The 26,941-nt window shown below is 68.4% G+C and carries 27 protein-coding genes and 1 tRNA gene; 9 read left to right on the top strand and 19 right to left on the bottom strand.

Annotated elements, in window-relative coordinates; genetic code table 11:
• Positions 1–25: 25 nt before the first annotated feature.
• Positions 26–862: a glycerophosphodiester phosphodiesterase family protein gene (locus tag ACIO1C_RS04410; RefSeq protein WP_401858464.1), complete on the bottom strand. Its 837-nt coding sequence runs from the start codon at positions 860–862 to the stop codon at positions 26–28.
• Positions 863–1,113: 251 nt separating this feature from the next.
• Between ACIO1C_RS04410 and ACIO1C_RS04405 the strand changes: the two genes are divergently transcribed.
• Entirely contained in the window at positions 1,114–2,637 is a 1,524-nt protein-coding gene (locus ACIO1C_RS04405; protein ID WP_401858462.1) for a S1C family serine protease, read from the top strand.
• A 121-nt stretch (positions 2,638–2,758) separates the two neighbouring features.
• A tRNA-Ser gene (locus tag ACIO1C_RS04400) sits at positions 2,759–2,843 on the top strand.
• A 146-nt stretch (positions 2,844–2,989) separates the two neighbouring features.
• On the opposite strand, the gene ACIO1C_RS04395 is transcribed toward ACIO1C_RS04400, so the two are convergent.
• From ACIO1C_RS04395 to ACIO1C_RS04340, 12 genes are all read right to left on the bottom strand, one after another.
• On the bottom strand, positions 2,990–4,369 hold the full coding sequence (locus ACIO1C_RS04395; RefSeq protein WP_401858459.1) for a tyrosine-type recombinase/integrase: 1,380 nt from the start codon (positions 4,367–4,369) through the stop codon (positions 2,990–2,992).
• Between the two features lie 67 nt (positions 4,370–4,436).
• On the bottom strand, positions 4,437–4,625 hold the full coding sequence (locus ACIO1C_RS04390) for a helix-turn-helix transcriptional regulator (RefSeq protein WP_401858456.1): 189 nt from the start codon (positions 4,623–4,625) through the stop codon (positions 4,437–4,439).
• A 472-nt stretch (positions 4,626–5,097) separates the two neighbouring features.
• A complete protein-coding gene (locus ACIO1C_RS04385; RefSeq protein WP_401859102.1) occupies positions 5,098–6,573 on the bottom strand; it encodes an ATP-binding protein in 1,476 nt (491 codons plus the stop codon).
• 2 nt (positions 6,574–6,575) lie between these two features.
• Positions 6,576–7,451 carry a bifunctional DNA primase/polymerase gene (locus tag ACIO1C_RS04380; protein WP_401858453.1) on the bottom strand — a complete coding sequence of 292 codons (876 nt, stop codon included), beginning with the start codon at positions 7,449–7,451 and terminating at the stop codon, positions 6,576–6,578.
• A 294-nt stretch (positions 7,452–7,745) separates the two neighbouring features.
• On the bottom strand, positions 7,746–9,863 hold the full coding sequence (locus tag ACIO1C_RS04375) for an ATP-binding protein (RefSeq protein ID WP_401858452.1): 2,118 nt from the start codon (positions 9,861–9,863) through the stop codon (positions 7,746–7,748).
• A 95-nt stretch (positions 9,864–9,958) separates the two neighbouring features.
• Positions 9,959–10,306 (bottom strand): DUF6257 family protein, encoded by a 348-nt coding sequence (locus tag ACIO1C_RS04370; RefSeq protein ID WP_401858449.1) that lies wholly within the window; start codon positions 10,304–10,306, stop codon positions 9,959–9,961.
• Positions 10,307–10,385: 79 nt separating this feature from the next.
• Positions 10,386–10,757, bottom strand: a complete 372-nt coding sequence (locus ACIO1C_RS04365; RefSeq protein WP_401858447.1) for a DUF6251 family protein — start codon at positions 10,755–10,757, stop codon at positions 10,386–10,388.
• A gap of 143 nt (positions 10,758–10,900) precedes the next feature.
• Complete coding sequence (locus tag ACIO1C_RS04360; protein ID WP_401858444.1) at positions 10,901–11,272, bottom strand: hypothetical protein; 372 nt, start codon at positions 11,270–11,272, stop codon at positions 10,901–10,903.
• A gap of 97 nt (positions 11,273–11,369) precedes the next feature.
• Positions 11,370–11,747: an RRQRL motif-containing zinc-binding protein gene (locus tag ACIO1C_RS04355; RefSeq protein WP_401858441.1), complete on the bottom strand. Its 378-nt coding sequence runs from the start codon at positions 11,745–11,747 to the stop codon at positions 11,370–11,372.
• Complete coding sequence (locus ACIO1C_RS04350) at positions 11,747–12,637, bottom strand: DUF2637 domain-containing protein (RefSeq protein ID WP_401858438.1); 891 nt, start codon at positions 12,635–12,637, stop codon at positions 11,747–11,749. Before ACIO1C_RS04350 ends, ACIO1C_RS04355 begins: the two co-directional genes overlap by 1 nt.
• Entirely contained in the window at positions 12,634–13,095 is a 462-nt protein-coding gene (locus ACIO1C_RS04345) for a Pycsar system effector family protein (RefSeq protein ID WP_401858435.1), read from the bottom strand. The genes ACIO1C_RS04350 and ACIO1C_RS04345 overlap by 4 nt, the downstream gene beginning before the upstream one ends.
• Positions 13,092–13,361 carry a DUF6284 family protein gene (locus ACIO1C_RS04340; protein WP_401858432.1) on the bottom strand — a complete coding sequence of 90 codons (270 nt, stop codon included), beginning with the start codon at positions 13,359–13,361 and terminating at the stop codon, positions 13,092–13,094. Before ACIO1C_RS04340 ends, ACIO1C_RS04345 begins: the two co-directional genes overlap by 4 nt.
• Before the next feature lie 523 nt (positions 13,362–13,884).
• Here ACIO1C_RS04340 and ACIO1C_RS04335 point away from each other — a divergent pair.
• Both ACIO1C_RS04335 and ACIO1C_RS04330 read left to right on the top strand, forming a co-directional pair.
• On the top strand, positions 13,885–14,751 hold the full coding sequence (locus ACIO1C_RS04335; protein WP_401858429.1) for a GntR family transcriptional regulator: 867 nt from the start codon (positions 13,885–13,887) through the stop codon (positions 14,749–14,751).
• Positions 14,741–15,433: an HAD family hydrolase gene (locus ACIO1C_RS04330; protein ID WP_401858427.1), complete on the top strand. Its 693-nt coding sequence runs from the start codon at positions 14,741–14,743 to the stop codon at positions 15,431–15,433. Before ACIO1C_RS04335 ends, ACIO1C_RS04330 begins: the two co-directional genes overlap by 11 nt.
• 261 nt (positions 15,434–15,694) lie before the next feature.
• Here ACIO1C_RS04330 and ACIO1C_RS04325 read toward each other — a convergent pair whose 3' ends face one another.
• Entirely contained in the window at positions 15,695–15,979 is a 285-nt protein-coding gene (locus ACIO1C_RS04325; protein WP_401858424.1) for a hypothetical protein, read from the bottom strand.
• A 1,640-nt stretch (positions 15,980–17,619) separates the two neighbouring features.
• Positions 17,620–18,045 (bottom strand): hypothetical protein, encoded by a 426-nt coding sequence (locus ACIO1C_RS04320; protein WP_401858421.1) that lies wholly within the window; start codon positions 18,043–18,045, stop codon positions 17,620–17,622.
• Between the two features lie 411 nt (positions 18,046–18,456).
• Between ACIO1C_RS04320 and ACIO1C_RS04315 the strand changes: the two genes are divergently transcribed.
• Positions 18,457–19,893 (top strand): FG-GAP repeat protein, encoded by a 1,437-nt coding sequence (locus ACIO1C_RS04315; protein WP_401858418.1) that lies wholly within the window; start codon positions 18,457–18,459, stop codon positions 19,891–19,893.
• A gap of 79 nt (positions 19,894–19,972) precedes the next feature.
• Here ACIO1C_RS04315 and ACIO1C_RS04310 read toward each other — a convergent pair whose 3' ends face one another.
• The gene (locus tag ACIO1C_RS04310) at positions 19,973–20,875 is read right to left on the bottom strand and encodes a trypsin-like serine peptidase (RefSeq protein ID WP_401858415.1); all 903 of its coding nucleotides are present in this window, start codon (positions 20,873–20,875) and stop codon (positions 19,973–19,975) included.
• 196 nt (positions 20,876–21,071) lie between these two features.
• Positions 21,072–22,421 carry a phosphopyruvate hydratase gene (gene eno, locus ACIO1C_RS04305; RefSeq protein WP_401858412.1) on the bottom strand — a complete coding sequence of 450 codons (1,350 nt, stop codon included), beginning with the start codon at positions 22,419–22,421 and terminating at the stop codon, positions 21,072–21,074.
• A 217-nt stretch (positions 22,422–22,638) separates the two neighbouring features.
• Here eno and ACIO1C_RS04300 point away from each other — a divergent pair, with 217 nt between their 5' ends.
• Entirely contained in the window at positions 22,639–23,061 is a 423-nt protein-coding gene (locus ACIO1C_RS04300) for a MarR family winged helix-turn-helix transcriptional regulator (protein WP_401858409.1), read from the top strand.
• On the opposite strand, the gene ACIO1C_RS04295 is transcribed toward ACIO1C_RS04300, so the two are convergent.
• On the bottom strand, positions 23,058–23,693 hold the full coding sequence (locus ACIO1C_RS04295) for a TetR/AcrR family transcriptional regulator (protein ID WP_401858406.1): 636 nt from the start codon (positions 23,691–23,693) through the stop codon (positions 23,058–23,060). The genes ACIO1C_RS04300 and ACIO1C_RS04295 overlap by 4 nt on opposite strands.
• Before the next feature lie 107 nt (positions 23,694–23,800).
• Between ACIO1C_RS04295 and ACIO1C_RS04290 the strand changes: the two genes are divergently transcribed.
• A complete protein-coding gene (locus ACIO1C_RS04290) occupies positions 23,801–24,370 on the top strand; it encodes an ester cyclase (RefSeq protein ID WP_401858403.1) in 570 nt (189 codons plus the stop codon).
• 373 nt (positions 24,371–24,743) lie between these two features.
• Positions 24,744–25,205: an SRPBCC family protein gene (locus ACIO1C_RS04285; RefSeq protein ID WP_401858400.1), complete on the top strand. Its 462-nt coding sequence runs from the start codon at positions 24,744–24,746 to the stop codon at positions 25,203–25,205.
• On the opposite strand, the gene ACIO1C_RS04280 is transcribed toward ACIO1C_RS04285, so the two are convergent.
• Positions 25,189–26,244 (bottom strand): bifunctional DNA primase/polymerase, encoded by a 1,056-nt coding sequence (locus ACIO1C_RS04280; protein WP_401858397.1) that lies wholly within the window; start codon positions 26,242–26,244, stop codon positions 25,189–25,191. The two genes, ACIO1C_RS04285 and ACIO1C_RS04280, sit on opposite strands and share 17 nt — an antisense overlap.
• 336 nt (positions 26,245–26,580) lie before the next feature.
• On the opposite strand from ACIO1C_RS04280, the gene ACIO1C_RS04275 reads away from it, so the two are divergent.
• Positions 26,581–26,892, top strand: coding sequence for a hypothetical protein (locus tag ACIO1C_RS04275; RefSeq protein WP_401858395.1), 312 nt, complete (start codon positions 26,581–26,583; stop codon positions 26,890–26,892).
• Positions 26,893–26,941: the final 49 nt, after the last annotated feature.

Raw genomic sequence — 26,941 nt, 5'->3', positions numbered from 1 at the left:
ACGCGCCTGGAGATCTCGGAAGATCTCAGACAGGGCGGCCCAACTGGGACAGGACCTGTTTGGGGCGGTTGGTGATGATGGCCTCGACCCCCAGGCGTACGCACAGGTCGACGTCTTCCGGCTCATTCACCGTCCAGACGTGGACACGGTGGCCCGCTCTGTGCAGGCGGGCGATGTAGCCGGGGTGGTTGCGGACGATCCGCATGCCGGGGCCCGCGATCCGCGAACCGGCCGGGAGCCGCCCGTCGCGCAGCCGGGGGGAGACGAACTGCATCAGGTAGACGGTCGGCAGCTGAGGGGTGGCGGAGGCGATCCGGTGGAGGGAGCGGGCGGAGAAGCTCATGATCCGTACGGCGGACTCGTGGAGCTCCACCCCGCTCCACGCCGCCCCGTCCGGTCGGGGGGTGGGACGGTCCAGCCCGAAGCGCCGCAACAGTTCGAGCAGCCGCTCCTCCACCTGACCGGCCCAGCGGGTGGGGTGCTTCGTCTCGATGGCCAGCTGGACGGGGCGCCCGGCGTCCGCGACCAGTTCGAGCAGCCGCTCCAGCGTCAGTACGGAGGTGAACTCGCGGTCCCGCCAGTCCGGGCTCTCCTCGCTGTCCCGCCAGGAGCCGAAGTCGAGCGCGGCGAGGTCGGCGAGCTCCAGGGCGGAGACGGCGCCGCGTCCGTTGGACGTACGGTTCACGCGCCGGTCGTGGACACAGACCAGGTGGCCGTCGGCGGTGAGCCGTACATCGCACTCCAGGGCGTCGGCGCCGTCCTCGATGGCCTTGGTGTACGCGGCGAGGGTGTGCTCGGGGGCGTCCTCCGAGGCTCCGCGGTGTGCGACGACCTGAATACTGTGGTGGCGGGCTTGAGTCACCGCGTCATGGTGCCATCGTGCCGGGGTAGGCGGGTGAACGGCGGGGGCGCTGCGGCCGGCCGGCCAGAGGTGCAGGCGTTTTGTCCGTAATAAAGACTGATGGTACGACGCACAGCTCCTGCTTACAGTGGCCTGACGTGCTGTGGGAAAAACTGTGCGCAGAAACCTGCGTGCGAACCGTACGGAATCCTTGCCGACGACCTTGCCGATGACCTTGCCGACGACCGACGTGGAACCGAGGAGAACGAGCTGTGAGCACCGAGAACGAGGGCACTGGGGCCTCAGGCGCCCCGTCCGTACCTCCCGTGCCGGATGCCGCTCCTGAGGGCACACCCGCGTCCACACCCCCGTCCACACCGGCTCAGGCCGGCGACTACCCGCAGCCGGGCCAGACGCCTCCCGCCCCGGGCGGCTATCCGGCCCCGGGGCACACCCCTCCCCCCGCCGACGGTTACCCGCCCCCCGCCCACGCACCCGCCGGGGCTCCCGGGACGGGGACTCCGGCGGACGCCCCGACGTCGGCGCAGCCGGTGGCGGGCGCCTCCTGGCCGCCGCCCCCGCCGGTGCTCCCCTCCTACGGAAGCGGCGGCTCCTACGGAAGTGGCGGCGACGGCCCCGAGTGGGGCAGTCCTGAGCCCGCGCGGTCAAGGCCCGGCGGCAAGCGCATGGGTCTGTTCATCGCGGCCATGGCCGTGGTCGCGCTGGTCGCGGGCGGCCTCGGTGGCGGCCTCGGCTACCAGATCGCGAAGAACGACGACGACGGGGCCGGCTCGACGACGGTCTCGGCCGCGGACGCGCCGAAGGACTTCGCCCGCGCGGCGGACACGGTCGCGGCGGTGGCCGGCAAGTCGCTGCCGAGCGTGGTGACCATCGAGGCCAAGGGCGGCGACGGCGAGGGCGGTACGGGCACCGGCTTCGTCTACGACAAGCAGGGCCACATCCTGACCAACAACCACGTGGTGGCGTCCGCGGCCGAGGGCGGCGACCTCACCGCGACGTTCTCGAACGGCAAGAAGTACACGGCCGAGGTCGTCGGCCGCGCCGAGGGCTACGACGTGGCCGTGGTGAAGCTCAAGAACGCCCCCTCGGGCCTGAACCCGCTCCCGCTCGCCGACTCGGACGCGGTCGCCGTAGGCGACTCCACGATCGCGATCGGCGCCCCGTTCGGCCTCTCCAACACGGTCACCACGGGCATCATCAGCGCCAAGAACCGCCCGGTCGCGTCGGGCGACGGCACCGGCAGCAGCAACTCGTACATGAGCGCCCTCCAGACCGACGCCTCCATCAACCCGGGCAACTCCGGCGGCCCGCTGCTGGACGCCGGCGGCGCGGTCATCGGCATGAACTCAGCCATCCAGCCCTCGGGCAGCGGCGGTACGGGCCAGGGCCAGGCGGGCTCCATCGGCCTCGGCTTCGCCATCCCGATCAACCAGGCGAAGAACGTCGCCGAGCAGCTCATCAAGACCGGCACCCCGGTCTACCCGGTCATCGGCGCCACGGTCACGATGACGGAGGGCGGCAGCGGCGCCACGATCTCGGCGGACGGCCAGGGCGGCACCCCGGCGGTCACCCCCGACGGCCCGGCGGCGAAGGCGGGCCTCAAGGCGGGCGACGTCATCACCAAGTTCAACGACACCCCGATCGACAGCGGCCCGACCCTGATCAGCGAGATCTGGACCCACAAGCCGGGCGACAAGATCACCCTGACGTACAAGCGCGCCGGCAAGGAGTCCACGGTCCAGGTCACCCTGGGCGAACGCAAGGGCGAAAGCTAACCCCGAACACCCCCACCCCCAACCGCACTCCCACTCCCACCCCCAACCCCCACTCGGTCCCCCCACCCCACCCCCCGGCCGGTAAGCTGTCCCCGCTCCCGAGCAACAGTCCCGGAGCAAAGGTGGGTTGCCCGAGCGGCCTAAGGGAACGGTCTTGAAAACCGTCGTGGCGAGAGTCACCGTGGGTTCAAATCCCACACCCACCGCACGCAGGTCAGCGTAGATGCTGGTCAGAAGGGGTGCCCCTCACTGAGGGGCACCCCTTCCGGGTTGGGGTTGTCTCACCCCATCTCGCCGGTTTCCCAGTGTTGACCAGGGCGTATGGCCAACCTGTGGCCAGGATCCGGCAGGGTCAGGGCGCCGGCTGTTCGTCCTCTGCCTGGTCAGCAAAGCCCTGGTCGATCAGGTCGTTCATCCGGTCTTCCTCGCCGTCCAACACCTTCGCGTAGTACCGCTGGAGGACAGCGATGCTCTGTCCCGCCCGGCGGGCGGTCTCGGCGAGGCTCACCCCAGACCGCAGCCAGAAGGACACGCAGGCGTGCCGCAGGTCGTACGGAATAAACGCGAGCGGCGACGCGACCTGTGCGGGAGTGAGGGCGATCCGCCGTGCCTCTTTCCAGACGACCCCGTATTCCTGGGACCGGATGGGTCCGCCACGAACAGCGCTGAACAGGCGGCCGTCGGCGCCGGCGCCGAACTGCTCGATATGCTCGCGCAGCAATACGACGAGAACGGGCGGGATCGGCACACGGCGCACGGTCTTGCGGGCACGGTGCTTGAGCCCCCGTTCTTCGTACGGTTTTCCGTCGTCGGTCCAGCCGGAACCGACCTGCGGTCGGGCCCCGGACAGGTCCACGCGGCCCCATCCGACAGCGGGAAGCGTGCACTGATCGAGGCTGAGCACGGAGACTTCCTCCGGTCGCATAGCGGCGTAGTACATGCACCCGAAGAACGCTGTCAGGTGCTCTCCCCGTCGGCCCTGGCCACGCACGGCACCCAGGAGCGCACTGGCTTGCGCGGGCGTAGCCACGCTGCGTTCGTCCAGCTCCTCCACGGCCTTCGGCATCTCCCAGTGCACTCGTTGCAGGGGATTGCTCGGCAGAAGTTCCTTCTCGACAGCGAGCCGAAGGCAGTTGCTCAGGACGGCCCGACGTCGCCTGACGGTGTTCGGTGCCGCAGGCTTGCCATCTTTCTTCCTGGCCAGTGCATCGAGGACAAGGCGCATCTTCTTGGCGCTGTCGAGGTCCACCACGGCGGGCGCGTGCTTCTCCGCCCAAGCCAGCGCCTGAGCTTCGGCGCTGGGGAGCTCGCTCCCGTGCCTGCCCGCGTTGAAGGCCCACTGGTAGAGCGACCGGCGCAGCAGTTCTTCTTCCGGCCGACCCTTGCCGTCGGGGCAGAGCGTCAGCGTCGCGATCGTCAGGCTCTCCGCGATGCTCGCGCGGTGCTTCGCTGCGGCCGTCGGCCACTTCATGGCTACGTGACCCCGGGCATGGGTGTACCAGGACGTGCGGTTGAGCTGGCGAAGCTCCGAGATGGGGAGTCCGGTCTCGGTGTCGAACGCTTCGCCGCTGCTGGCGGCCGTCATCAGCTTGGCCCTGCGAGCGTCGGCCAGGGTCTTGGTCAGGAAGGGTTCTTGGTGGACTTTCCCGCCCACCTTCCAACGGAGCTGGAACGGGGCGCTCTTGCTGTCGCGTCGGCGGATGCTCCACACCCGCACGTCGTGGCTCTGCATGATCTCTCCTCAATGCCCGGAGGGGCCCGCCGTCGTGCGGCGGGCCCCTCCGGAGTGGTGCTTGTGATCAGGCGGCGTGCTGCTCGCAGGACTCCAGCCAGGCGTCAAGATCCTGGCGACGAACACGGAGTTGGCCGTTCGGGAGTTTGACGATGCGCGGGGTCTGCTTGCGGGCCCGCATGCGATAGAAAGCGGCTCGACTCATGCCGATCTCGGTGAGGACTTCGGGGAGCTTGAGCATCTGGGGGCGTGCCACGGTGCGACTCCTTCGAGGCTTCGGACTTCGGGAAGAGTGCGGGTCGAACGGGGCTATACGGGAGCGCGCGTCTGTCCAAGGTGCGGATTTCTGCGTCATTGCGTCATCAGCGTCATTCAGGCTTCTGACCTGGTGTTTTGTGTGACGCAGCGGCTGTGGGTGCGTCATCGCAGCGTCATGGGCTGCGTCATCGGATGACGCAGATGACGCAGGATGACGCAGCGCCTGCGGTCTGCGTCATGCCTGTAGCCGCAGGTCAGGTAGCGTTTTTTGGCTTGCATGACGCAGATGACGCAGCGTCTTCCTCTTAGGACAAAAGAGGGGGTGTCCGTTGCAGTCCGGTGCGTATCACAGCGTGAAGAGGAGCCGCTGCGCGGCCACACCTGCGGGCGGCGTTCCGCCGAACAGCAAGAGGAGCACGCCTGGGCGCTGGTGCTCCTCTTGCTTGTCTGGGCGCGTGCCCGCACCGGGGTCAGAACACCTGCTTCTGCTCCTGTGGCGGCGCGGTGGCCGGGCGGGTCATTTCGAGGTAACGGCCTTCGCTGGTACGGCCGGTGTCGATGAGGACACCGCGAGCGGCAAGAGTCGGCTGGAGGCGCTTGAGCCGGTCGGAGAGGACTTTGCCCGTGGTCGGCCAGCCCTTGGGCAGGGAGCGCAGTTCGTCGCCGCTGTAGAGGCGACTGAGGCAGTGCAGCCACTCAGTAGAGGTCATCCGCTGCGCCGCGCCCGGCTCGAAGGTGTCGGCATGCTTGAGGACAGTCTGCGCGAGGAGATCGCCCTCGATCACGTCGTCGTTCAGGTCGTCCAGACTGGTCCGATAAGCGGTGAGCGCTCCGAGGCCGGTTGCCGCGTCGAGCTGCGCGCACAGGTGTGCGAAGTCAGCCATCCGCAGATCGGTAGGAGTCTCAGCCTCGGCAGCTCGGACTTTGACCGCGAGGTCCAGGAGCGAGCCGAGAACGACGGGCAGAACCTCCGCGTACTCCGCCCACAGTTCCGCCTCGGTGCGCCGGACGCGGGGCCGCTCCAAGCGCAGCGGCAACAGCCGTTCCGCGAGGTCAGGCCGGATGACGCCCACGTCGATACCAGTCAGGAGGAGGGGGCGGCGATAGCCGACGCGGAACACGTCCCCGTCCGTGAACAGGGCCCGCTTGACGCTCTCGGCTCCGGTGACGATGCAGCACATGGCGTCGGACAGGTCCGGGGTCATGTGGGAGAGGTTGTCCAAGGCGGTGACCCACCCGGCCGCCACCGCTGCAATCAGGTTCTCTTCGTCCTTCGGGGCGCGGCGCAGGTCGCCGCTCATGCCCTCGATGATCCGCACGAGCATCCGCCCGGCGGTGGATTTGCCCGCGCCCTGGGGGCCGGTGAGGAAGGGGGCGGGGACGGGCACGGACGGCCCGAGGCAGCCGATGAGCCAGGCGATGGCCAGGCATTCGGTTTCCGCGTTGGCGAAGTTGCACAGCCTCAGCAGGAGGTCGATGCCCTTGCCATCGGTGTCCTTGGCGGGCAGGGGGAGTTCCCCGGTGAGCTGGGTGCGTCGCCAGCATACCTCGCGCGGGTCGGGGCTGATGATGTCCCAGCCGGTGGGGTGGATACGGACGGACTGTCCGTCGTTGCGGCCCAGGTCGAGCCACGTCGCCCCGTCGAATCCGGGGGCGACGCGGATGTGGACGGGCTGCACGTTCTCGGTCAGTGCAAGTGCTTCGATCAAGTCCAATGCCTCCTTGAGAGCAGTCCCGTTGAACACGCCGCGCCCGTCCTTGAACAGGCCGACCATGAGTTCCTGCCGGTGGCTGCCCGAGGTGCCCTGGGAGCGGATCGGACGTGCCACGGGGTGCCCGTTCTTCTGCGCGTACACGGTCCCGTCGGCGGTGCGGAAGTACCGGAAGTGCGCTTGCGCGTAGTCGGTGATGACCTCGCGTGCCGGATTCTTCTCGTCGTCGGACATGGTCAAAGCCCCAATGTGGCGCGGGCGTTGGTCCACGCGTCGGTGCAGTGCCGGGGGGACTCGCCCTTGGCCTGAGCGGCACTGAACAGCCGGGCGACGTGGTTGTCGGTCAGGCAACCGCACCGGCCGTGAACGGACAGCACGGCGAGGAAGGTCCGGTAGACGGTTGTGTGAACCGCACTGGGGGCGTCGGTGATGCGCTGCTCAGCCATGGCGATGCCACGGTCCAGGAAGGCGGGCGCGCGGTGCCGGCACTCAGCGCCTCCGACCGGTGCGGGCACGGTGATGCCGTGCGGTGCCGGCCGGACCGTGGAGGGCCGCTTCACGGTCATGGCGCGCACGGCTTCCGGCAGATCCGTCATGGTGCCGGTTCCGGGACCGAGCCACCGCGCGTAGGCCATGAGCGACTTGATGTCGACACCGGGCCGTACCCCGTTTACGGACTGCATCGCACCCCGGTAGAGCCAGTGCTCACCCCGCGTCGTCGGCACGGTGCGGGTAGCGGGCAGCGTCTGCCGTGCCCAGGTGACGGCGTCAGCGTTGTCGAGGTCGACCACTGTCAGCCCGGCCCCGCCAGGGTGGTAGGCCACGGCCTGCGCTTGCCCCCAGATCGGCGCCCACCGGCGACTGGTGAGTACGGCGGGGTCGGTGGTGGCGGCGGCCCATCCGTGGCAGACATGCGAGCAGCAGCAGGGGCCCGGAGTCTTCATGTTCGGCCGGCCGCCGCAGGCGTTGTCGCGGCAGGCCGGGCAGTTCCCGAACGGGACCTTCCCGGCCCGCAGTGGCAGGACCGGCACACCGGCCGCAGCGAGCGCCAGGGCGGTGCGAAGATGGTCCCCACGGTCGAGGCCTCGCACGATGGTGCTGGGCTGAGTCATGCTGAATGTCTCCTGTTCTGTGATGGGTGGGAGAGCCAGGGCGGCCCCGGACTTTGGTGAGGCGGGGGCCGCTCTTGGTTTGTCGGGCAGTGATGCGGAATCCCTGCCGCCCATGGGCAGGGAGGCGGAAGTACCCCCTGGCGTGTGCGTGTGGAGGGTGTTTCGGGGTGTTGACCTGCGGTGTCTCCCTGCCTCCCTGAACATCATTTGTGCAGGTCAGGTGCAGGGAGGTGGGTCAGGGAGGGGGTGAGGGAGTTCTCCCTGTCTCCCTGACCTGCCGGGGTGCGGGTCCCTCTACTTGGCGGCGGAATCGGAACCGTTGGTGTCGCGGTTGGTGAGGGCGCGTGCGACGCGGTCGCGGCCGACGACCATGCGGCCGTCGGACTTGTACGGGTCGGCCCCTTCGGCTTCCAGGACGCGCTTGAGGTCGCTGTTCGTCCATGACCCGTACGCGTCCTCGTTCAGCGTCGCGAGCCGCTTGAGCACGTCCTGGGTGAGCACCCGGGGCGCGTCCGCGACCACGGCCGCGATGTCGGTGAGCGGGTCGCGGTCCTCACCGTGTTCGATGACGTGCAGGGTGGTGACGCCGTCGCGCATAGCCCGTGCGCGGGCGGTGATCTGCGCGGCGGTGTCGGTGTCGACGTAGTGGGTGCGGATGGTGATGGACGCCTGGCCGGCCGGAATCTTGATGCCGTCGGACGCGACCACGAGGGTTCCCTTGTCCAGCCCCGGACGCAGCAGGTTCGGTGCTGCCCCGCCGTCAACGGCCTTGTCACCGAGCGCCATCCGGGCCTGCGACTCCGTGCCCAGGGCGAGAGAGGCGCGGGTGTGGGCACCCTCGCGAACGAGCTTGGGAAGGTTCTGGTCGGTGGGGTCCTGGGTGCCCTGCCAGAGGGTGACGTTGACCGCACGTCCCTGGTTGTGGATCTTGCGGGCGGCCATGAAGTAGCGGGAGGCGGCCTTGGACCCGCCGTAGGGGCGCTTCTCGCTGTCCACGACGGGGCACATGAACGCCACCTGCGCTTCGTCCACCAGGAGGACCAGCGGCGGGAACACCGTGCCGGGCGGGGCCTGGAGACGTCGTTCCATCTCGCTCACGCCGCTCTCCAGCATCTCCGTTGCTTCGATGACGTGGTCGTCGGTCGGGCCCTGGATGAGGACGGTGGCAAGTCCGTCGAACATGGCCCAGTCCCCCGCGCCCTTGAGGTCCGCGAGACGGAACTCAACAGTGCGGTCCAGCGCGAGCCACAACGCCAGCGCACGGAGTGCTGCGGTCTTGCCCTGGTTGGACAGCCCCGTGATGAGCAGGTGGCGCTGGTACAGGCTGATGGCTGCCGCGTCGCCGCGCAGGTCCTGGCCCCAGGGGGCGCGTCCGCTCTTGTAGTTGGCGGTCATGTCCAGGTCCGTGACCAGCGGGGACGGGCCGATCGGCTCATCCAACGCCCCGGAATCAGCGATCCACAGGCGCACGGTGCGGGCGGCCTGAGGGATGGTGATGAACACTTCGTGCTCGTGCCGGTCGAGGTTTTCGGCGAGCTTGCGGCGCTTGTTCTGGACCTCGTTGGTGGACACCCCGGACGGGAGGGTTACGTCGACTTCGACACCGCATCCGGCGATCCGGATCGGCCCGAGCATCGCAGCCCCCGCATCCCCCATCTCCTTGATGGCGGCCCGCAGCGGGGCGACACCGAGGTCGCGCAGCGCGGTGACCACGACGGACGGGGTGATCGGCGCCCCAGCATCCTGACCACGGGAGTTGCTGGGAAGGGCCCACTGCGGTGCGGCACCACGGTGCCGGCCGACCGCCCACACGCCGAGCAGCGCCACCCACGGAGCGGCGGCGACCAACGGTCCCCACACCACAGTCGTGATGACCACCAGCAGGCGAATCAGGTCAACCAGTGCCATCAGGGGCGTGACGACGTCGGCGGGGTTCTTGTTCGCCACCGCCAGGGCGATACCGATCAGGACCAGGGCGCCGACCCCGCCGCCCGTACCGAGGGCCGCGCCCTTCACGATCCGCTCCGGCGCGGCGAGCAGGTCCATCCGGCGGCGGTGACGGTCGGCACGGAAGCGGTGAAGGCGTTCCTCCCAGTCTCCCGCGGCTTCGTAGTTGCCCACCGCTTCGGCGGCCCGAAGCATCCGCTCGTACCGTGCGGCCGTCCGACCGTCCCACGCCCGGCGGGTCACGATCCGCGTGCCGCCGACGACGTACATCCCGTGCCGCGCCACCAGGCGCCCGGCCATACGCGTGCTCTCGTGCGTGACCGCCGTGCGGACTGCGCGCCCGGACCGCACCCACAACGGCAACGCGACCTGGGGACCGGTCACAGCGGCGGCCGGGGTGGGCTGCTCGGGTGCGGGGGTGGTGGGTTCGGGGTCTTTGAACAGGTGGATGACGTTCTCGGACATGATGGGTGTCTCCTGCTCTCTCAGGTTGTGGAGCGGCGGGGAACCCCGGGCGGCCGGCGTACCTTGGCCGGGATGACGGCCGCCTGGGGGAAGGTTCAGAGTCCGATGCGGCGCGCGGCACGCTCGGTGCGCCGCAACGCGTCCTCAGCAGCCCGCAGACCCGCCCTGGCGGCGGTTCGGCCGGTGCGGTCGGCGGTGCGCAGTGCGGTCTTGGACACGGCCACGGCGTCGCGTGCGGTGTCCAACTGGCGGGCCATGGCGTCGTTCTCGCGCTCGCACCGCGTGGCCGCACTTTCGTAGATGCGATCGACCTTGCGGGTCAGGTCGCCGATGTGGACGTCCTCCCCCGCGATACCGCGCTTGGCCATACGGGCCACCAGGAGGGCGACCTTGGCCTTTTCCCCGGGGGTGAGGCGGGGTTCGGGCTGGGGCTTGAGTGCCACGACACATCTCCGATCCGGGCCGGACTGTCCGGCTCCCCTCACCGCCCGAACACGTCGGGCGGATCGGGCAACCGGCAGGTCAGCGACGGCGGCGGGCCTTGCTCAGGTTCGTCGCGGCGGCCTTGCCGTCCGTGCCGCCGACCGACTTCACGACCGTGACCACACCCCACGCGCACACGGCGGCGATCAGGGCGAGCAGCGCGAGGTTGGCGGCCATCGCGGTCAGGACCCCGACCAGCAGAGGGCCGAAGTACACACCGGCCGCGACCGCGCCCGCACCGACCCCGGAGCCCAGGGCGACGCGCTGAATGGTGCGGTCCGGTGGGGCGTGGTGGATGTGGACGACCTGCGGACCGCTGGTCTGCGGTGCGGGCAGGGCGTTGGGGTCGATGTAGGCGTGTGTGCCGTCCGGGAGCTGGACGACCGTGCGCGGGGCGGGAAGCTGTTCCACGGTTCCTCCGGTGCGTGGTCGGGGGTAGTGCGGGAGCGCCCCGGGCCGGAGTCGATCCGGCGCCCTCGCGGCGTGGATGCCGGGGCTGGTGGATCAGCGGCTGTGCTCCGCTGCGATCTCGGACGGGGTCTTGTCGTCGATGGTCAGCGGCAGCGGCGGCAGTGAGGGCCGTGGGCGAGGGCGCACAGTTCGGCCGGAGCGAATCCGCCGAGGCTGCCGGTGTGCTGCACCTTGTCTTCTACGACGCGTCCCCGGCCGCTGTTGTCGGGGACGTCGATTTCCCACCCGGTGGTGACGTACTTGCCGGGGCCGACCTTTCGGATCTCGCCCACAGTCTTGATCCGGCTGCGCTTCTGCTGACGCGCCTCCCGGCGTTCCTGGGCCAGCGCGGATGCCTTCCGGTTCACGGCGTCGTAGCGGGCCCGACGATCCGTCTCGACGGTCCGAGCCTCGGCGGCTGCTCGGTAGCGCTCTTCCTCGGTCTGTACGCGGGTTTTGCGGTTGAACAGGCCCATGACGGGTCCCTTCGTGATGTGGATTGGTGCGGGGGGGTGCCCCGGGCCGGAGTCGATCCGGCGCCCTCACGGCGTGGATGCCGGGGCCATGCGCTGTTCAGGAGGGGTAGGCGCAGGTCACGCACATGCCGAGCGAGCGGGGGATGCAGTACCCGGCATCCGTCTGGCACGTGGGGCAGGTGCGGCGGGCGAGCATGGCCTTGGCGAGCGCGGCGGCGCGGCCGGAGGTCATGGGGCGGACGGGCTTGGCGCGGTCGCGGTGGTAGAGGTAGGCGACACGGAGCGTCGGCGGCTGGCCGGTGCGGCGGCGGCGGTTGGAGAACCACAGGAGTTGCGCGGCGGCCGGCTGACCACCGGGCCGCAGGCCGTCGGCCCGGAGCTGACGCCGTGTCGCGTAGCCCTTGGGGGCCATGCGGAAGGGGAACGTCGGGAGCCCGTACAGGTCGCCGTCCGGGTCGAAGAACCGGGCCGACATCAGGCACCCACCAAAGCGGTGTCGTCCTGAGGCGAATCAGTAACGGCGTTGTCCGTGTCGCGCTCGGCGCGCAGGGTGTCGCGCAGTCCGCGTGCCTTTTCCGCCGACGTGCTGACCGCTTTGCGGATGCCGTCGGCCGTCAACCGGTCGTCCGGCCAGTCGGCTGTTGCCGTGCGTGCTTCGTCAAGGAGTTGGTCGGGTGTGCGCTTGGGTCGGGTGGTGCGGGCCGCCTGCGGGACCCGACCAGTCGCCCGTCGGGGCCGCACCGACTCCGCCGCGACCGCCAGCGCGGGCGAGTCGACCGGAGCCGACTCAACCGCCACCGGAACCCCGACCGGTTCGGGGGCCGGGAGCGCGGGCGGGCCCTCGACCGGCGGAAGCGAGGTGTTGGCCGACTCTTCCAGGTCAGAGGTAGACCGATTGATTACGATCTCGGTCGTTTTCTGTGCATCTATGGTGATGTCCGGTCGGTAGTGCAGGACCTTCGCGACGAGGTCCGAGCCGAAGTAGATCGACCCGACCGGCAGCGACGTGGCGAGCAGGACCAGCGCCCAGTTGGCCGGGTCCCAGTCGGCCAACTGCCCCCAGTCGACCGACTGACCGTGCAGCGCGGGAACGAGCCCGTGCACGTAGTTCAGGACCAGCGAGGCGATCGTGTAGGCAGCCAGCACCCGCAGCGCGAACCTGCGATCGTCCCCGACCAGAACCAGCGCGGCGACCAGCGCGAGCGCCATCAGACCATCGACCACGAACGGGTACAGGGTCGCGCCGGTCGCGTCCGCGCCGATCGCACGGGCCACATCCCGCAACGCGTTCCACGACACCCGGAACGCCATCCCGACCACACCCACCAGTGCGAGAACGAGCAGGGTCTTGGCGGTGCGGTTCATACCAGCACACCCCCCACCGCGATCACGGCGGCGACGATCAGCAGCACACCGGCCGCGCAGGTCAGATCGACCGCGCGGGACAGGCAACGGAACTTGGCCACGGCGATACGGGAGAGATTCGCGATGTCCGCGCCCCGCCGGTCGTCCGCCAGCACGGTGCGGATTTCCTCGGCGGTGAGCGTGGCCCAGAACGGGAAGCCCGCCACCGCAGCACCGGACATGTTCGGCCGCACCGCCCGCAGCAGCAGACCCGCCGCCACGAGCAGCAGGGCCACACCCGCACCCCCGACCACGTACGCGGCGATCGGCAGGGGCGCGTCCTTGGCGACCGTCCACACCCCGGCCAGCAGGGCGCCGATGAACGCCAGCAGCAACGAGGTCTTCGTGTCGGTCCGGGCGATCTCCGCCTTCACCTCCGCATGAGCGGCGGCCAGGCTCTTGTCCAGGTCGGCACTCACGCCGCACCCCCGGACGTGCTCACCGTGGTGGTCCGGTTCGCCAGCTCCCGGCGGGCAGCCAGCACCCGACGGCGGGCCCGGCGGACACGGCGGGTGTCCAGCTCGTTGGCCGGCCGGTCCAGGGTCATGATCTGCGCGTCCAGCAGTTCGACATCCGCCCGGATGAGCGGCATCTCGATCTCGATCGCGGCCAGTTCGGAATCCGTCGGCTCAAGCCAGGGCTCGAACGCCGTAACGGCGTCCTGAACAGTAACGATGTGATCCATGGGTCGTGCTCCTCATCAAGTGGGAACGGCCCGAAACAGCGGCCCCGGTGTGTCAGCACCGGGGCCGCGCGCCGTTGAAGCGGGAAAGGTTCCGGCTCCCCTCGGCCCTGGCCGTACGAGACGGCCAGGGGAGGCAACCGGCCGAAGCGCCGAAGAGCTGCGGAAGGTGTTGCGACGTGCTTGTTTGTCTCCTTCGGGACTGCGACTCCCGTTTCACGGAAGAGCTGCCATGCCCGTTTTAGGCGTATGGAGACATGACCTTTCGGTCTAAGCCCTCCGGGACTGACAAGGGACCCGGGACCCTCCCCCCGTCCGATGCGGGGCTCCTGGCCGTGCAGTCGTTGCGGTCCCGAACAGGGCTCTAGCTCCCTGGACAGGCTTGGGCCACAACTCACCCGCCTCGATCTGACCAACTTGGCTAGCCCGATCTGGACAACATCAACGTAGCCATCCTGGCTAGCCAAGTCAACACCTGGATGTCTTGGCTGTCCTGATGGCTAGTGGCTGCCGTAGCATCGGCTGCATGACCTTCGCGCCCGAACCGCTGGACCCTGACGACAGCCGGCCCCCGTACGAGCAGGTCGCGAGCAGTCTTAGCGCGGCTATCCGCACCCGGAGGCTCGCCCCCGGCGAGAAGCTGCCCTCCCACAACAAGCTGACGGAGCTGTACGGCTTCGCCAGGGCCACAGTCCAGCGGGCACTTCGCGACTTGGAGGATGAGGGCCTGGTCGTCTCCCGAAAGGGAAGCGGGGTCTACGTTCGGAACCGGACCGAGCGACCCGCGGGCCTGCGGCCCTACGTGGAGCAGGCATTCGCCAGCCAGGACGTCTCAATCGACTTCGCCGGATTCTCAAGCGAGACCTTGCATGCGGCCCTACAGGAGCCGATCGACAAGATTCGGGTAGGCCGCCTCACGCCGGCCCGCATCACCATCCGAATTCTTGTTCCGGATATGGCGGTACCGCAGGCGGCCCCGGTACGAAAGATCGATGGGGCGGACGATCCTCGCTTGCGTAACCGTATGCACGATCTGATGGTCGGATTCACGCGAGGCATCACCAATTCGGTGCATGAACTCAGCCTCCTCGGGTTGGTGCCCGAGACCAAAGTGTCTGTACGCGTGCACAGTGGAACGCAATTCTTCAAGCTGTACCTGGTCAACCAGGAGGATGCGTTCTTCGGCTACTATCCGATCCGCCCAAATAAGGTGGTCGCCCAAGGGGAGGCCATCGAGATCTACGACCTGATCGGACCAGACGCAACGCTATTCCACTACTCGATAAACGAGGGTGATTCTTCCAGCGGCGCCCAACAGGTCCAGCAAGCCAAGATGTGGTTTGACAGTGTGTGGGACACCATCGGAAGGGAATTTCACCCCGATGGAGAATGAGGCCCTAATGAAGACGGTCAAGCTGGCCGGAAGTATCTTCTTCGACTTCGACGGGCCCATCTGCGAAGTATTCGCAGGACTCCCCGCTTCCGAAGTTGCTAAGAATCTCGCCGATGCGATGCGTCGATTCGATCCAATTCTCTCCGAGAGAATGCAAGGCATGGACTTCGTGGACGCTCTCCGCGTTTCTCCGGAAGGCGGTGAGGGTGCACTTAAAGCAATTGAAGAGACTCTGATCTCTGCCGAGATTGCGGCCGTCAAGGTGGCTGGAGAACCCACTCCCGGTGCCGTTGCATCGCTCCAAGCGGCCAGATCATCGGGTCGGAACGTCGCTATTGTCAGCAACAATTCCGCAGAGTGCGTAAGGGAGTTCCTGAACCTCCACGAATTGACCTCTCTCGTGCACGAGGTCGTGGGACGCCCTCCCCACGAGCCGCACCGAATGAAGCCAGCGCCTGACTCGGTCCTCGTGGCTGCCGCCCGCTTTGGCGCTCGTCCGCAGAGCTGCACTCTCGTAGGGGACTCAGTGACCGACGTTGTGGCCGCCATTGCCGCAGGCTCAACGTCGATCGGCTACGCCAATCGGGCCGGCAAGGAGAAGGCGCTGACTAGGGCCGGGGCTGACGCCGTAATTGACAGCATGGCCATCCTGGCCGAGGCGCTGGCGCGGTTCTCCGCCTAGGTGTATTGCCCTGGCAGATCGGCCGATCGCGCGAGCCTCTCGCACGAACAGCAGGCCCCGGATCTCGGTCCGGGGCCTGCTGTCGCTTGTGACCCACTCCATGCCGCTGTAGAGCCAAAGCGGGAGCCACCGGCCGCGATACGTTCCGGACCGTCCGGACAGCCACGGACCGTCTCGCCGCCCGACCATGGGCTCCAGGGCGGGGCGGCGCACCCGCTTAAAGACAGCGAAAACCGACGCCTCACCGGAGCCGTTCAACGCTCAAGTTTCTAGATCAACCTCAATGATCGTGAACCAGGTCCTAAGCTGGTCTGCGGCTGGTAAATCGTCCAGCAGTTCGAATCTGTGCCTCATGGCGAACCGCTCACTCGGCTTGTTGCGGCTATCGATGCGCCCGATGACAAGCGTCTCTTGGTCGGCTTCTTGGTCCAATATGTCCGCAAGGACGCCTTCGAGCGCGGTGTCAGCAACGACGCCCCCCGAACCGCGGTGGTCGCACGAGATCCCGATGGCTTTGAGCGATCGGATGGGTCCCTCGAACTCCAACTGGCAGCGTAAAGGCGTTTCTAGCCCCGGGTTTCTCAAACGGGCATGAGACGCGCACACGGCTAGGTCGCCCTCCACGAACCCGAGGAGAAGGCGACCGCCGAACTGTGAGTCGTAGTTAGCGTCGGCCAGAGCGTCACCAGACCGAAAATACGTCTGGACGCCACGTTCCCATTCGCGATGATGCGGCGCTGGGCGACCGTTCCGAAGCCGACGGGCGGGTTCAGTGCAGGTGAACCCTTGCAGGATCTTCTCGTCTGCCTTCGTAGCGACACGCCACGAAAGTTCGATCAAGCCTTCTTACGCACCTTACGACGAGGGGCGTTGCCGGCTCGCAAACGATCACGAAGCGCGAGGACAGTGGCACGACTCAGAGGCGCGTTCACGGCTTCCCTGTACCGCTGCGGACTGGAAGCTACATCCCCGCTGGTCAGCCAGGGGAAGACGTCCGTACTCACTTGCGTAGCCGCAGTGATGACGCTGACCTGCGACTCTCGACTCTGGTAGCTACCTGGCTGCACTAGCATCTGGCTCGCCCCCTGTCGCGCGATCGTAAGCATCAGCAGTGTTCTGCAAGAGCTTAATCAGCTCACCAAGCCTACTACGAGTAAAGACGTAGCGACCCAGAACGTCAACAGTCACAGAGTCGATCTGAGCCACCTGACTCGCCACGTCCTCAGCGGACCCAACTAGGAAGGGCGGGTCTACATGCCCGACCATGAGGTACACGGCATCAGGCCCCGCGCTCGTCGGCACTCCCAGTGAGATCGCGAACTGGTTCGCCACCAAGGGCTTCGGCTGCTGCGAGGGCCATTTGACCGTAAGCGTGTACCCCTTGGCTTCTTGATCATCTGACATGCTCACGTCTCCAGTGTTTCACAACGATCTACCTGGACGGCTTGAGGAATCGTCCGGCGCGCGCAGTAAATTCGATCTTCGACTTACGGTCACTCCGGGTGATGGTTTAAGCCCCCAGGTGAGGACCTCGGTACGCTCCGTCGCGAGGCTGATCTTCGATCACGGAGCGTACCGAGGTCCTCACCTGGGGGTTCTGTCTTTGCTCAATTTTTACTTACCTGTCGTCTCTGCCTGCGCGGCGCATCTTCGTTTCTGAGTGTGGGGTACGGATACCCGCTGCGCCACATGAATCACTGATCGGTGGGAGCTGAGCTGTCCCTCTGCTCCGTGTGCGGTGCATCAAGGTCTGCCAGCGTCCGAAAGCTCTGCTGAGCGGGCGTGGACGCCCTCTGGCATACACGCCTGGACGGCCGCGGAACAAGATCGGACAACTTGTAAGGAGTAGGCCGTGGGGTTGTCGCCTCGGTTTCGGACTGTCGTGGCCATCCTGCGGCCCATGGAGGCTGCACCGGAGGCAGGTGGACGGAAAGCATGCTGGTCAGAGGCGGTCTTGCAGTGAGGAAGCGGGCGGCCTTGAAAACCGTCGTGGCAGCGATGTCACCGTGGGTTCAAATCCCACACCCACCGCCAGGTCAGGTCAGAAGGGGTGCCCGAACGGGGGCACCCCTTCTGTTTGTGGCCGTCTCGCCTTTACGGTGCTGGGCCGGCGCACGGGTTCCCGGCGTCGCAAATTCTGGCGCCGTCCGTATTGCTGCCGGCCTTGGTGTCGATACGGCTCTGCTTTACAAGCTTGCCTCACCGGGCGACCTGTCAGGAGATTGTCGAGGCCGTCGGCGCAGGAATGTGGCGGCGCCGGTCAGGGCGATGGCGAGAATGGCCAGCACGCAGACAAGTGTGTTGATTGAGGTGGAGACGTACTCCACCGTTGAGCCGTCGGAGTAGACGCAGGCGTTGCGGAGAGGCCAGTACGCCTGTTTCAGGCTGGTCAGCTTGGTGCCGGAGGGGCTCCGGTCTTCGCACAATTCTGGGAACGGCCCTCCCAGGACGACGGAGAGCCAGCCGTAGCAATAAACGGCCACTGCTGAAGCGCCGAAGGTCAGAACGAGAACCGCACAGAATCTGGACAGTGGCACGGGCGGGTTGTTCAGCAGGAGAACGGCGGTCAGAATGCCCGCTGCCGCAGAAGCCATACCGATGAGCAGCAGCATGCCCATCAACGGTATCAACACTGGGTCACCCTTTCTTCGTGATCGAGCTCTGACACGGGAGTATGCCTGTGATGACCGGCGTCGGGGCGTCGCGCGTTTGCCAGTTGTTCTTCAGTTGGGTGTTGACGGGAGGCGGGGCGGGGGGCATTGGGCGTGCCGGTTGTCTTTTTTTGGGCCTTGGGTGCTACTTCGCAGGTCAATTCGCTTGTGTGGCACAACCCTTGTGGTCGGGGCGTGGTCCAACGTGGTGGCGGCGGGGAGCGGGCCCTCGTCATGTTCCGCGATTCCGAGCCCGGCCTGACCATGGTGAGAATCAGGAGCCACGACTTGAGCGGTATGCGTTTTGTCATAGGGACGAGAAGAACCAATGGGACTCGGAAGAGACGGTTGTCCGGGGTGGCCGCGGCGGCTTTGTTGCTGAGCGTTGGTGCCACGATCACCGCTACGGGTTCTCCCGCCACCGCTGTCCCCGCCGCCGTGGAGGCGGTGCACGACGACTTCAACGGTGACGGTTATCCCGACCTCGTCGTCTCGGCTCCCGGCGGGACCGTCAGTGGCCAGAAGGGGGCCGGGTATGTCGCCGTGTTGTACGGGTCCGCGAGTGGGCCTTCCGGCTCGCGGCGGGCGACGTTCAGTCTGAGCACCCCTGGCATACCGGGTGTTGCCCAGACCGACGACGGCTTTGGGCGGGCCACCGCCTCCGGCGACCTGGATGGTGACGGGTACGCGGATCTTGTTGTTGGTACGCCGGGCAGGGACGTTGGCGCTACTGCCGACGCGGGGGCCGCGGTGGTGCTGTGGGGGTCCGCCGGCGGGCTTCAGGCCGCCGGGGCTCACTGGCTTCAGGACGACGTTCCGGCGGTGCGCGGCCGCTTCGGGATGGGGCTGGCCACCGGCCGGTTCAGGGGCGCCGGGATCGAGCTCGCCCTCCTGGCCGCGAAAGGTGTGTCGACCTACGTCTTCGAGGCCGGGGCCGGCGGCGAGCGCGCCTCGGAGGCCATCCCCCTGGACTGGCAATGGAGGGAGGGGTTCACTCCCACCGGCCTCACCTCGGGCGACTACAACAACAGCGGCTCCGACGACCTGGTCGTGCTCGGCACCATCACCATCTACGAAAGCATCCACCCCATGGAGACCGTCGGCGCGGCCAGCTATTTCTCGGGCGGTCGCGACGGGCTGACGTACGGCAAAGGATTCGCCGGCGGCCCGGTCGGCGCCTCTGGTGACATCAACAACGACGGTTACGCCGACCTCGTCTTCGGCTCTCCCGCCGACAGCGACGACCTCAACGAATGGCTGCTCGACGGCGGTACGGTCGACGTCTTCCTCGGCGGGCCCAGCGGGCCTGACACCCGTGAGGGCGCCTCTCAGCACTGGACCCAGACGACCATCGGCGCCTCCGGTGACGACGCGACCGGTGACCGTTTCGGCAGTGCGGTCACCGTGGGGGACGTCAACGGCGACGGGTACGCCGACGCCGCGATCGGCGCCCCGGCCAACGACATCAACAGCCTCACCGACCCCGGCACCGCGTGGGTGATGCGCGGTACGGCCAACGGGCTCACCCCGCGAGGGCTGTCCAGCTTCAGCCAGAGCACGCCGTCCGTCCCCGGGGACAATGAGGACAACGACCGGTTCGGCGGCGCCCTCCGGCTCATCGACGCCAACCGCGACGGCAAGGCCGAGTTGATCGCCTCCGCGCCCGGCGAGGACACCGAGGACGGCGCCGCCTGGGTCTTCCCCGGTACGAACAACGGCCCCGCCGGCACCGGGTCCTGGTCCTTCAACGGCGCGACGCTCAGTGCGCCCGTTCCTGATGCCCGTTTCGGGGAGACCCTCGCCCCGTAGTGGCCGACTCCGCAGCGCGGAAGGGGTGCCTCCGCTGTGGGAGGCACCCCTTCTGTCTGTATGCGCGGAGTTCGGTGGGTCAGGCTTTTTGGGCGCGGTCGTACACCTTCTTGGCCGTGGCCCCGAAGATCTCCCCGTACATCTTCGTCGGAGTCAGTGAGTCCAGGGAGGCGTTGACCGAGATCAGGGTGCCCTTGCCGGTGGTGGTGCTGAAGCCGGCCAGCCAGGGGCCGCCGCTGGAGCCGCCGGTCATGTCGCAGGGGATGGCCTGCGTGCCGTCGGCCTTCTTCGCCGTGCCGACGCAGCGGAGGAGTTCCTCGCCGAGCTGCGGACGGGTGGCGGAGTAGCCGAGGGCGGAAATGGTGCCGCCGACGGGGCGGTTGAAGGCGATGGCCTGGCCGCCCACGACGTCGGTGAGCTTGCGGCCGTTCTTGTCTGCGTCCACGACGAGGGCGGACAGGTCGTCCGTGGAGTCGTACACCCACGTGCGCGGGGTCGCGGCGCTGCGGACCGCGAACGTACCGTACGGCCTCTTGCCCTTGTGGTAGCCGGGGACGAAGACCATGTCGGTGTTGGTGTTGCCGGGCGAGGAGCCCCGGCGCACGCAGTGGGCCGCGGTCATCACGGCCGAGCGGTTGGCGCTTTTCACGGCGGTTGCCGTGCACCACGTGTCGGCGCCGTTCGCGTTGACGAAGAAGAGCCGGCCCACCGTCTTCAGGGCAACACCCTTGTACGGCTTGGCCTTCGGGCCGGTCGGGCCGAGGTCCACGGACTTCCCGACGGCCTTGATGCGCGCGGCCGTCCAGTAACTGAGCGCCGTCTTGCGCTCCTTGACGGTGTACGAGAGGACGGAGACCGGGTCGGGAGCGGCGGCGGCCGTCACCGAGGCGGGAGCGGCGAGGACGAGGACCGTACCGGCGACGGCGAGTCCCGTGGCCCGGCCACGAAGGCGCCGGATCAGGGAAGTTGAGGTCTCGGACATGGTGGGTGTCTCCTCGGCAGGTGCGGCGGCAACAGCGGGCAAGGGCGAACGGCGGCCATGGGCGAACAGTGGCCATGGGCGAACAGCGGCCGTGGGCGAGCGGTTCGCCCGGCAAGAGCGGTGAACCGGCCCCTTCGGTTGCGCTGTCGGCGGTCTGTGACAGAAGCAGGTCACAGGGGTCACACGGGAACCGCCGTCACTCCCTGCGCAGTGCGGCGCCGCCCGCGAAGCGTGCCGCGTCGCCCAACTCCTCCTCGATCCGTATCAGTTGGTTGTACTTCGCCGTACGGTCGGAGCGGGAGAGCGAGCCGGTCTTGATCTGACCGCAGCCCGTCGCCACCGCCAGATCCGCGATGGTGGTGTCCTCCGTCTCGCCCGAGCGGTGCGACATGACAGCCGTCCAGCCCGCCCGGTGGGCCGTGGCCACCGCCGCCAGCGCCTCGGTCAGGGTCCCGACCTGGTTGACCTTGACCAGGACCGAGTTGCCCACGCCGGTACGGATGCCCTCGCGCAGCAGCTTCTCGTCGGTGCAGAACACGTCGTCGCCGGTGAGCTGGCAGCGGTCCCCGACGCGGGCGGTCAGCTCGCGCCAGCCGTCCAGGTCGTCCTCCGCCATCGGGTCCTCGAGGGAGACGACCGGGTAGGCGTCGATGAGCCGGGCCAGGTAGTCGGCGTTCTCGGAGGGGGTACGGCGCACCCCCTCGCCCGCGTAGTCGTACACCCCGTCGCGGAAGAACTCCGACGACGCGGGGTCCATGACCAGGCCGATGTCCGTGCCGGGGCGGTAGCCGGTGCGCTCGACGGCGGCCATCACGAAGTCGAGCGCCTCTTCGGCGGTACGGAGCGCCGGCGCGAAGCCGCCCTCGTCACCGACGCCCGTGGAGTGCCCGGCGGCCAGCAGGTCGCGGCGCAGGGTGTGGAAGACCTCGCTGCCCATGCGGACGGCTTCGGCGAAGGTGTCCGCGCCCACGGGCACGATCATGAACTCCTGGAAATCCAGCGGATTGTCGGCGTGGGCGCCGCCGTTGACGATGTTCATCATCGGCAGCGGCAGGAGGTGGGCGCCGGCGCCGCCAAGGTAGCGGTAGAGGGGTTGGCGGTGGGCCGCCGCCGCGGCCTTGGCGGTGGCGAGGGAGACGCCGAGGATCGCGTTGGCGCCGAGCCGGGACTTCGCGGCGGTGCCGTCGAGGGCGATCAGCGCGGCGTCGAGCCCTGCCTGGTCCGCCGCGTCCCGGCCGCGCACGGACGCCGCGATCTCCCCGTTGACGTGGGCCACCGCGCGGTCGACGCCCTTGCCGTGCCAGCGCGCGGGGTCTCCGTCGCGCAGTTCCACGGCCTCCCGGGCGCCGGTGGAGGCGCCGGAGGGGACCGCCGCGCGCCCCGGGGAACCGTCCGCCAGGACGACGTCGACCTCGACCGTGGGGTTGCCCCGGCTGTCGATGATCCGGCGGGCGGTGACGGTCTTGATGGCGGTGTCGACGGCTCCGGTGGTGAAGTCGACGGCTCGGGTGGCGGCGTTGACGGTTCCGGCTGCCTTTGCGGACATGGGAGTCCCTTCCCGTTGTCGTGTGTGCCGTGGCCCCGGCTGCGACGACGCTGGCGCTGGGCCCGACCACGACAAACCGTACAGCAATGCTGGTCAGTTCTGCTGCTCAGTTTGGCTGTTCAGTGACGCTGTTCAGTATCGCTGTTCAGCGCTGCTGTGTAGTGTTACTGTGCAGGTCAGGTGCGCAGCAATGCTGGCCAACGGGGTAAAGTGCCCTATGCCCACCTCGGAAGCCGCCGCCATCGCCGCCGAACTGCGCACCGCGATGGGCAAGTTGACCCGGCGTGTCAAACACGAGGACCACATCCCGCTCGGCCAGGTAGCCGTGCTCGGCGCGCTCGACCGCAGCGGCGCCATGACCACCAGCGACCTCGCCGCCGATCAGCGCGTACGCCCCCAGTCGATGGCCCGGGCGGTGGGGCTGCTCATGGACCAGAACCTGATCACGCGGCGCGCTCACCCCACGGACGGCCGCAAGTCGCTGGTCGAGCTGTCGGACGCGGGCCGGGCGGCCCTGGAGGCGGAGCGCGGCCGCAGGGCCGGCTGGCTCGCGCAGGCCATCGAGTCCGAACTCACCGACGAGGAGCAGGTGTTGCTGGCGCGGAGCGCCGCCCTGCTGGAGCGGCTCGCCAGCCGCTAGCGGCCCTCCCCCGGAGTGAGTCCGAGTGTGGTTCCGGCCGTGCGGTACAGGAAGTCCTCCGCCTGGGACCAGGACCAGCCGGTCTCGGTGATCAGGGTGCGCCAGCTCGTCGGGCCGAACCAGAACCACAACATGCCGGCGATCTCCTCGCGCGGTGTGTCCCGGACGGTGGGGGACAGCTCGCGCAGGTGGTGGGCCGTTTCGTCGAGCGCCTGGCGGTAGGCGGCGGTGGCGCGCGCCCAGAGGGCCTCGCTGTCCTCGTGGACCGGGAGCGCGCTTCTGATGGCCTCCAGGACCTTGAACTGGCCTTCGTTGCCGGTACGGGTTCCCTGGGCCAGTGCCTTCAGCGCGGCCTCCGGGGTCGTCGCCGCGAGGATGTACGTCACGGTCGCCTCGTAGCCGGAGTCCATGACCGCCTTGTCCACGATCTGGTCCAGGGCGCTCGACTTGCTCCCGACGCTCGCGAAGACGGTCTGGGACGCGACGCCGGCCGCCTCGGCGATGTCGGCCACGGTGACGCGTCCGTACCCCCGCTCGGCGAACAGTTCCACCGCCTGCTGGAGGATCCGCTCGCGTGTGTCGGCCGCGGCCTTCTTCCGGAGCGGGGAGCTGTACAGGCGCTTGGCGGTCATGGCGTCATGCTATCGCTGGCCTATTCATTAGATGGCTTGTAACCTGAATTCAGGCCCATCGCGCAAGAGACAGCACGCCCGACCGCAGAAGACAGGTGGCACCTCGGATGAACGCCGACGAACTGGCACGCGGGCTCTTCCGGATCCTGGAGACCGGGGACCCGTCCCTGGCCGCCTCCGTCGTCGCCGACGACAACCACAACCGCGAGGCGGCCGTCGCGCCCGCCGCCTGTGCGATTCCCGGCCCGGCGGGGGCCCTGGCGTCCAGCGCCTGGATGCGCTTCGCCTTCAGCGAGCTGCGCTTCCCCGTTCTGGGGGTCGCCGAGAGCGACGGTCAGGTATGGGTCAGGCTGCGCATGCGGGGGCGTCACACGGGTCCGTTCGTACGGTTCCGGGACGGCGCGCTCGACCAGGCCATCCCTCCCACCGGGCGCCAGATCGATTTCGAGCAGGTGCACGTGCTCGGCGTCCGTGACGGCAAGATCGTCAGCCACGAGGCCGTACGGGACGACGTCACCATGCTCGGCCAGCTCGGTGTGTTCCCCCCGAGCCCCGCCGTGGGGCTGCGCATGGTCGCCTGGCGCCTTTCCGGGCGGGCGGCCCGCGCCGCGGCCGCGGTCTCCGAACAGGCCGACCGGGCCGCGGAAGCCTTTCGTTCGGGGGTCGTGACGTCGTGACGACTCACCCGTGAGGGATGAGTTGGTGGTGGGTACGGGTACGGGTGTGGCCTTGACCTGGACCGGTCGGTCCGGCCGGAGCGACCCCCGTTCCCCGCGCGCCGAACACCGGGCCGAAGCCGCCCAGCAGGTACGGAACGGCGGTGGGGGAGCCGGTCGGTGAACCATGACGCTACGGACGGTGAGAGCCACGCACACTGGGCGTACGGCCCGGCCGGGTGGTGGTGCTGGATGCACCCCTCCTGACGACCGGTTTGTTGTGACGAGTTGCCGGTGTGTTCTTCCGGCGTGAGCATGGTGGGTGGGGGTGTGTGCCGTGGGGAGGGTGGTGCCTGATCTTTTTGGCTTTTCAGCGTGGCTTTGAGGAAATTCGATGACAGATTATGTGCGCATCGCGCAGTCCATAACGATTGACGCGTCGCAGGAGCGCGTTTTTCAGTTCGTGAGCGACTTTCGGAACGACTGGCAGTGGCGGCCCGAGATCAGGCGGGTGGAGCTGCGCGGACCGTTGATGATCGGTACCCAACTGGTCCAGGACGCGACGCTGTTGGGCTTCTTCTCCCTCTCGGTGCTCACCGAGGTGGTCGAGCTGGAACCAGGCCGGCGGCTCGTCACCCGTACGCCCGCCGAATACGACGCGCACATCTTCAACGTCCGTGCCGTGGAGGAGCTTTCGGTCGACGTCGTCAGGTTTGTGTACGAACTCAGCTTCGACAAGGCCGCCGTGAAGAAGGCGCTTCGGTTCGCCCTGCCGGCGGGGGTGGTCTCGACTTTTTACGGGGCGGCGGTCCGCCGCTATCTCGGGACCGTCAAACACCTCATCGAGGAGAGCTGAGGCGGGCGGCCGAGGCCACCGTCGCGCGCGCTTCCTGTTCCGTCAGGCCGGTACGTACCGCCGCCTCGACCAGCGTCTCCGTCAGGGCCTCGCCGAAGCCGTGTTCGTACGCCCGGCACGCGGCCCAGAACAGGCGGGTGTTGCGCTGGCCCTCGTGCGCCGCCAGGACGAACTGCACCAGGCCGTGGCCCTGCGCCGGCCGGTCCGCGGCGGGGGAACGGTGGTCGGCCGTGTGGTCCGGGTCGCCCGCGTGGCGCGGGTCCTGGTGCGCCCCCGTCCGGTACGGGCGGGTCGGCGTCGGCGGCGTGAGCAGGCGCAGCAGGGCGCGCGGGCACGGCGCGGGGGAGAGGCCGGCCGAGCCGGGGGCCAGCCGGTACGCGCCCCGGGCGCTGACCGAGCCGGGGCCCATGAGGTAGCCGCCGGCTCCCCGTACGTCGATGCCGGGGGCGAGGCGGCCGGCGGAGTTGGGGACGGTGACGTTCGGCGGGCCCGTCAGCCAGATGTGGCGGCCGCCGCTGGGGGTCAGCACGGTGACCGTCTCCGGGAGCGTGAACAGGTGCTGGAGGGCGATCTGCTGGAGCGCGGCCACCGAGGCCGGGGTGGCTTGGATGTACGGAGGCGTTCCGGGGGCCGTACCGGGAGATGAGTTCGTACCGGGCGATGAGGCCGTACCGGGCGATGAGGCCGTACCGGGAGATGAGGCCGTACCGGGAGATACGGCCCCCACCGGCGTGACGTCCAGGTCGATGCCGATCAGGTGGTGCGGGGCCCGGCCGCACGCGATGCCGTACCCCGTGGCCCACGGCGCCGCCGCGAACAGGGCCCGTACGGCGGCGGGATCCGTGGTCGCGTCGTGCACGCCGTGGCCCGGGCGTCCGCACTCGCCGCGGCAGAGGCCCGGCTCGGGCTCGCCCCGGTGCGGTGAGGGCAGGGCCGGGAGCTTGGTGGGGGACAGCGGGATGACGGGGAGCCCGCGCTCGGCGGCGGACAGCGCGTGGGCGAGAGCCAGGGTGGCGGTGTGCCGGGCGATGGTGGCCATGGGTCTATGTTCGTACAGTTGTTCGAAGAAAGGAAGAGGGGGCTGCTGTGAGGGTGTCCGGGATGTGAAAATTCGGCCGCCTTAGGGTGCCTGCCGTAACGCTTCTCCTCTTGCGGCGCCTGGGTTCTGCACCCCGGGTGGGGGTGATGTGCGGCTTTGGAGGCGCATAGCGGGTTTATCGACTTGTCCTCACGCTTGCGAGGGAATGAGGGCCTCCGGGCTGGTTCGCAGGGGATTCGGTGGGCAATCCTGAGTTCGCGACGTCGTCACCACGACCTGGGCGGTCGGCCAACTGCCCCGGGACAAGCCGTACTTCTCGTTCCTGGAGGAACTGACATGGCAAGCTTCCGTACTGTTCGCGTCATCGCCGCTGTCGCCGCACTGCCCCTCGCCGCCGCGCTTTTCACCGGGGTGGCAGAGGCCGACAACGGGGGATTCGCGAACGACGGATCGAACGCGATCGTGTCCACGATCGCCGGTAGTGGCGTGGGTGGTAACAACTACGGCAATTCGACCACCACGCAGCAGGTGGCGAACGGGCCCGGCGCGTCCAACCAGAACAACACCGCCAGCGTGGTCGGCTCCGCCTTCACGGCGATCGACCAGTCCAACGAGAACATCTCGGTGTCCTTCACGAACCTCTGGTGACACGCGGCCCGACGGGGGGTGTGTGATCAAGGGGTGATACGAATTCCTG

The sequence above is a fragment of the Streptomyces sp. NPDC087420 genome (genome assembly GCF_044744165.1).
In the GTDB taxonomy this organism is placed as follows: Bacteria; Actinomycetota; Actinomycetes; order Streptomycetales; family Streptomycetaceae; genus Streptomyces.
This window is presented reverse-complemented; position numbering and strand designations above follow the sequence as displayed.

Excerpts from the sequence above, each read along its gene's own strand:
- ACIO1C_RS04395 (WP_401858459.1), bottom strand. The coding sequence starts at position 4,369 with ATGCAGAGCCACGACGTGCGGGTGTGGAGCATCCGCCGACGCGACAGC.
- ACIO1C_RS04385 (WP_401859102.1), bottom strand. The coding sequence starts at position 6,573 with ATGTCCGACGACGAGAAGAATCCGGCACGCGAGGTCATCACCGACTAC.
- ACIO1C_RS04380 (WP_401858453.1), bottom strand. The coding sequence starts at position 7,451 with ATGACTCAGCCCAGCACCATCGTGCGAGGCCTCGACCGTGGGGACCAT.
- ACIO1C_RS04375 (WP_401858452.1), bottom strand. The coding sequence starts at position 9,863 with ATGTCCGAGAACGTCATCCACCTGTTCAAAGACCCCGAACCCACCACC.
- ACIO1C_RS04360 (WP_401858444.1), bottom strand. The coding sequence starts at position 11,272 with ATGGGCCTGTTCAACCGCAAAACCCGCGTACAGACCGAGGAAGAGCGC.
- ACIO1C_RS04355 (WP_401858441.1), bottom strand. The coding sequence starts at position 11,747 with ATGTCGGCCCGGTTCTTCGACCCGGACGGCGACCTGTACGGGCTCCCG.
- ACIO1C_RS04350 (WP_401858438.1), bottom strand. The coding sequence starts at position 12,637 with ATGAACCGCACCGCCAAGACCCTGCTCGTTCTCGCACTGGTGGGTGTG.
- ACIO1C_RS04340 (WP_401858432.1), bottom strand. The coding sequence starts at position 13,361 with ATGGATCACATCGTTACTGTTCAGGACGCCGTTACGGCGTTCGAGCCC.
- ACIO1C_RS04335 (WP_401858429.1), top strand. The coding sequence starts at position 13,885 with ATGACCTTCGCGCCCGAACCGCTGGACCCTGACGACAGCCGGCCCCCG.
- ACIO1C_RS04330 (WP_401858427.1), top strand. The coding sequence starts at position 14,741 with ATGGAGAATGAGGCCCTAATGAAGACGGTCAAGCTGGCCGGAAGTATC.
- ACIO1C_RS04320 (WP_401858421.1), bottom strand. The coding sequence starts at position 18,045 with ATGCTGCTGCTCATCGGTATGGCTTCTGCGGCAGCGGGCATTCTGACC.
- ACIO1C_RS04310 (WP_401858415.1), bottom strand. The coding sequence starts at position 20,875 with ATGTCCGAGACCTCAACTTCCCTGATCCGGCGCCTTCGTGGCCGGGCC.
- eno (WP_401858412.1), bottom strand. The coding sequence starts at position 22,421 with ATGTCCGCAAAGGCAGCCGGAACCGTCAACGCCGCCACCCGAGCCGTC.
- ACIO1C_RS04300 (WP_401858409.1), top strand. The coding sequence starts at position 22,639 with ATGCCCACCTCGGAAGCCGCCGCCATCGCCGCCGAACTGCGCACCGCG.
- ACIO1C_RS04295 (WP_401858406.1), bottom strand. The coding sequence starts at position 23,693 with ATGACCGCCAAGCGCCTGTACAGCTCCCCGCTCCGGAAGAAGGCCGCG.
- ACIO1C_RS04290 (WP_401858403.1), top strand. The coding sequence starts at position 23,801 with ATGAACGCCGACGAACTGGCACGCGGGCTCTTCCGGATCCTGGAGACC.
- ACIO1C_RS04285 (WP_401858400.1), top strand. The coding sequence starts at position 24,744 with ATGACAGATTATGTGCGCATCGCGCAGTCCATAACGATTGACGCGTCG.
- ACIO1C_RS04280 (WP_401858397.1), bottom strand. The coding sequence starts at position 26,244 with ATGGCCACCATCGCCCGGCACACCGCCACCCTGGCTCTCGCCCACGCG.
- ACIO1C_RS04275 (WP_401858395.1), top strand. The coding sequence starts at position 26,581 with ATGGCAAGCTTCCGTACTGTTCGCGTCATCGCCGCTGTCGCCGCACTG.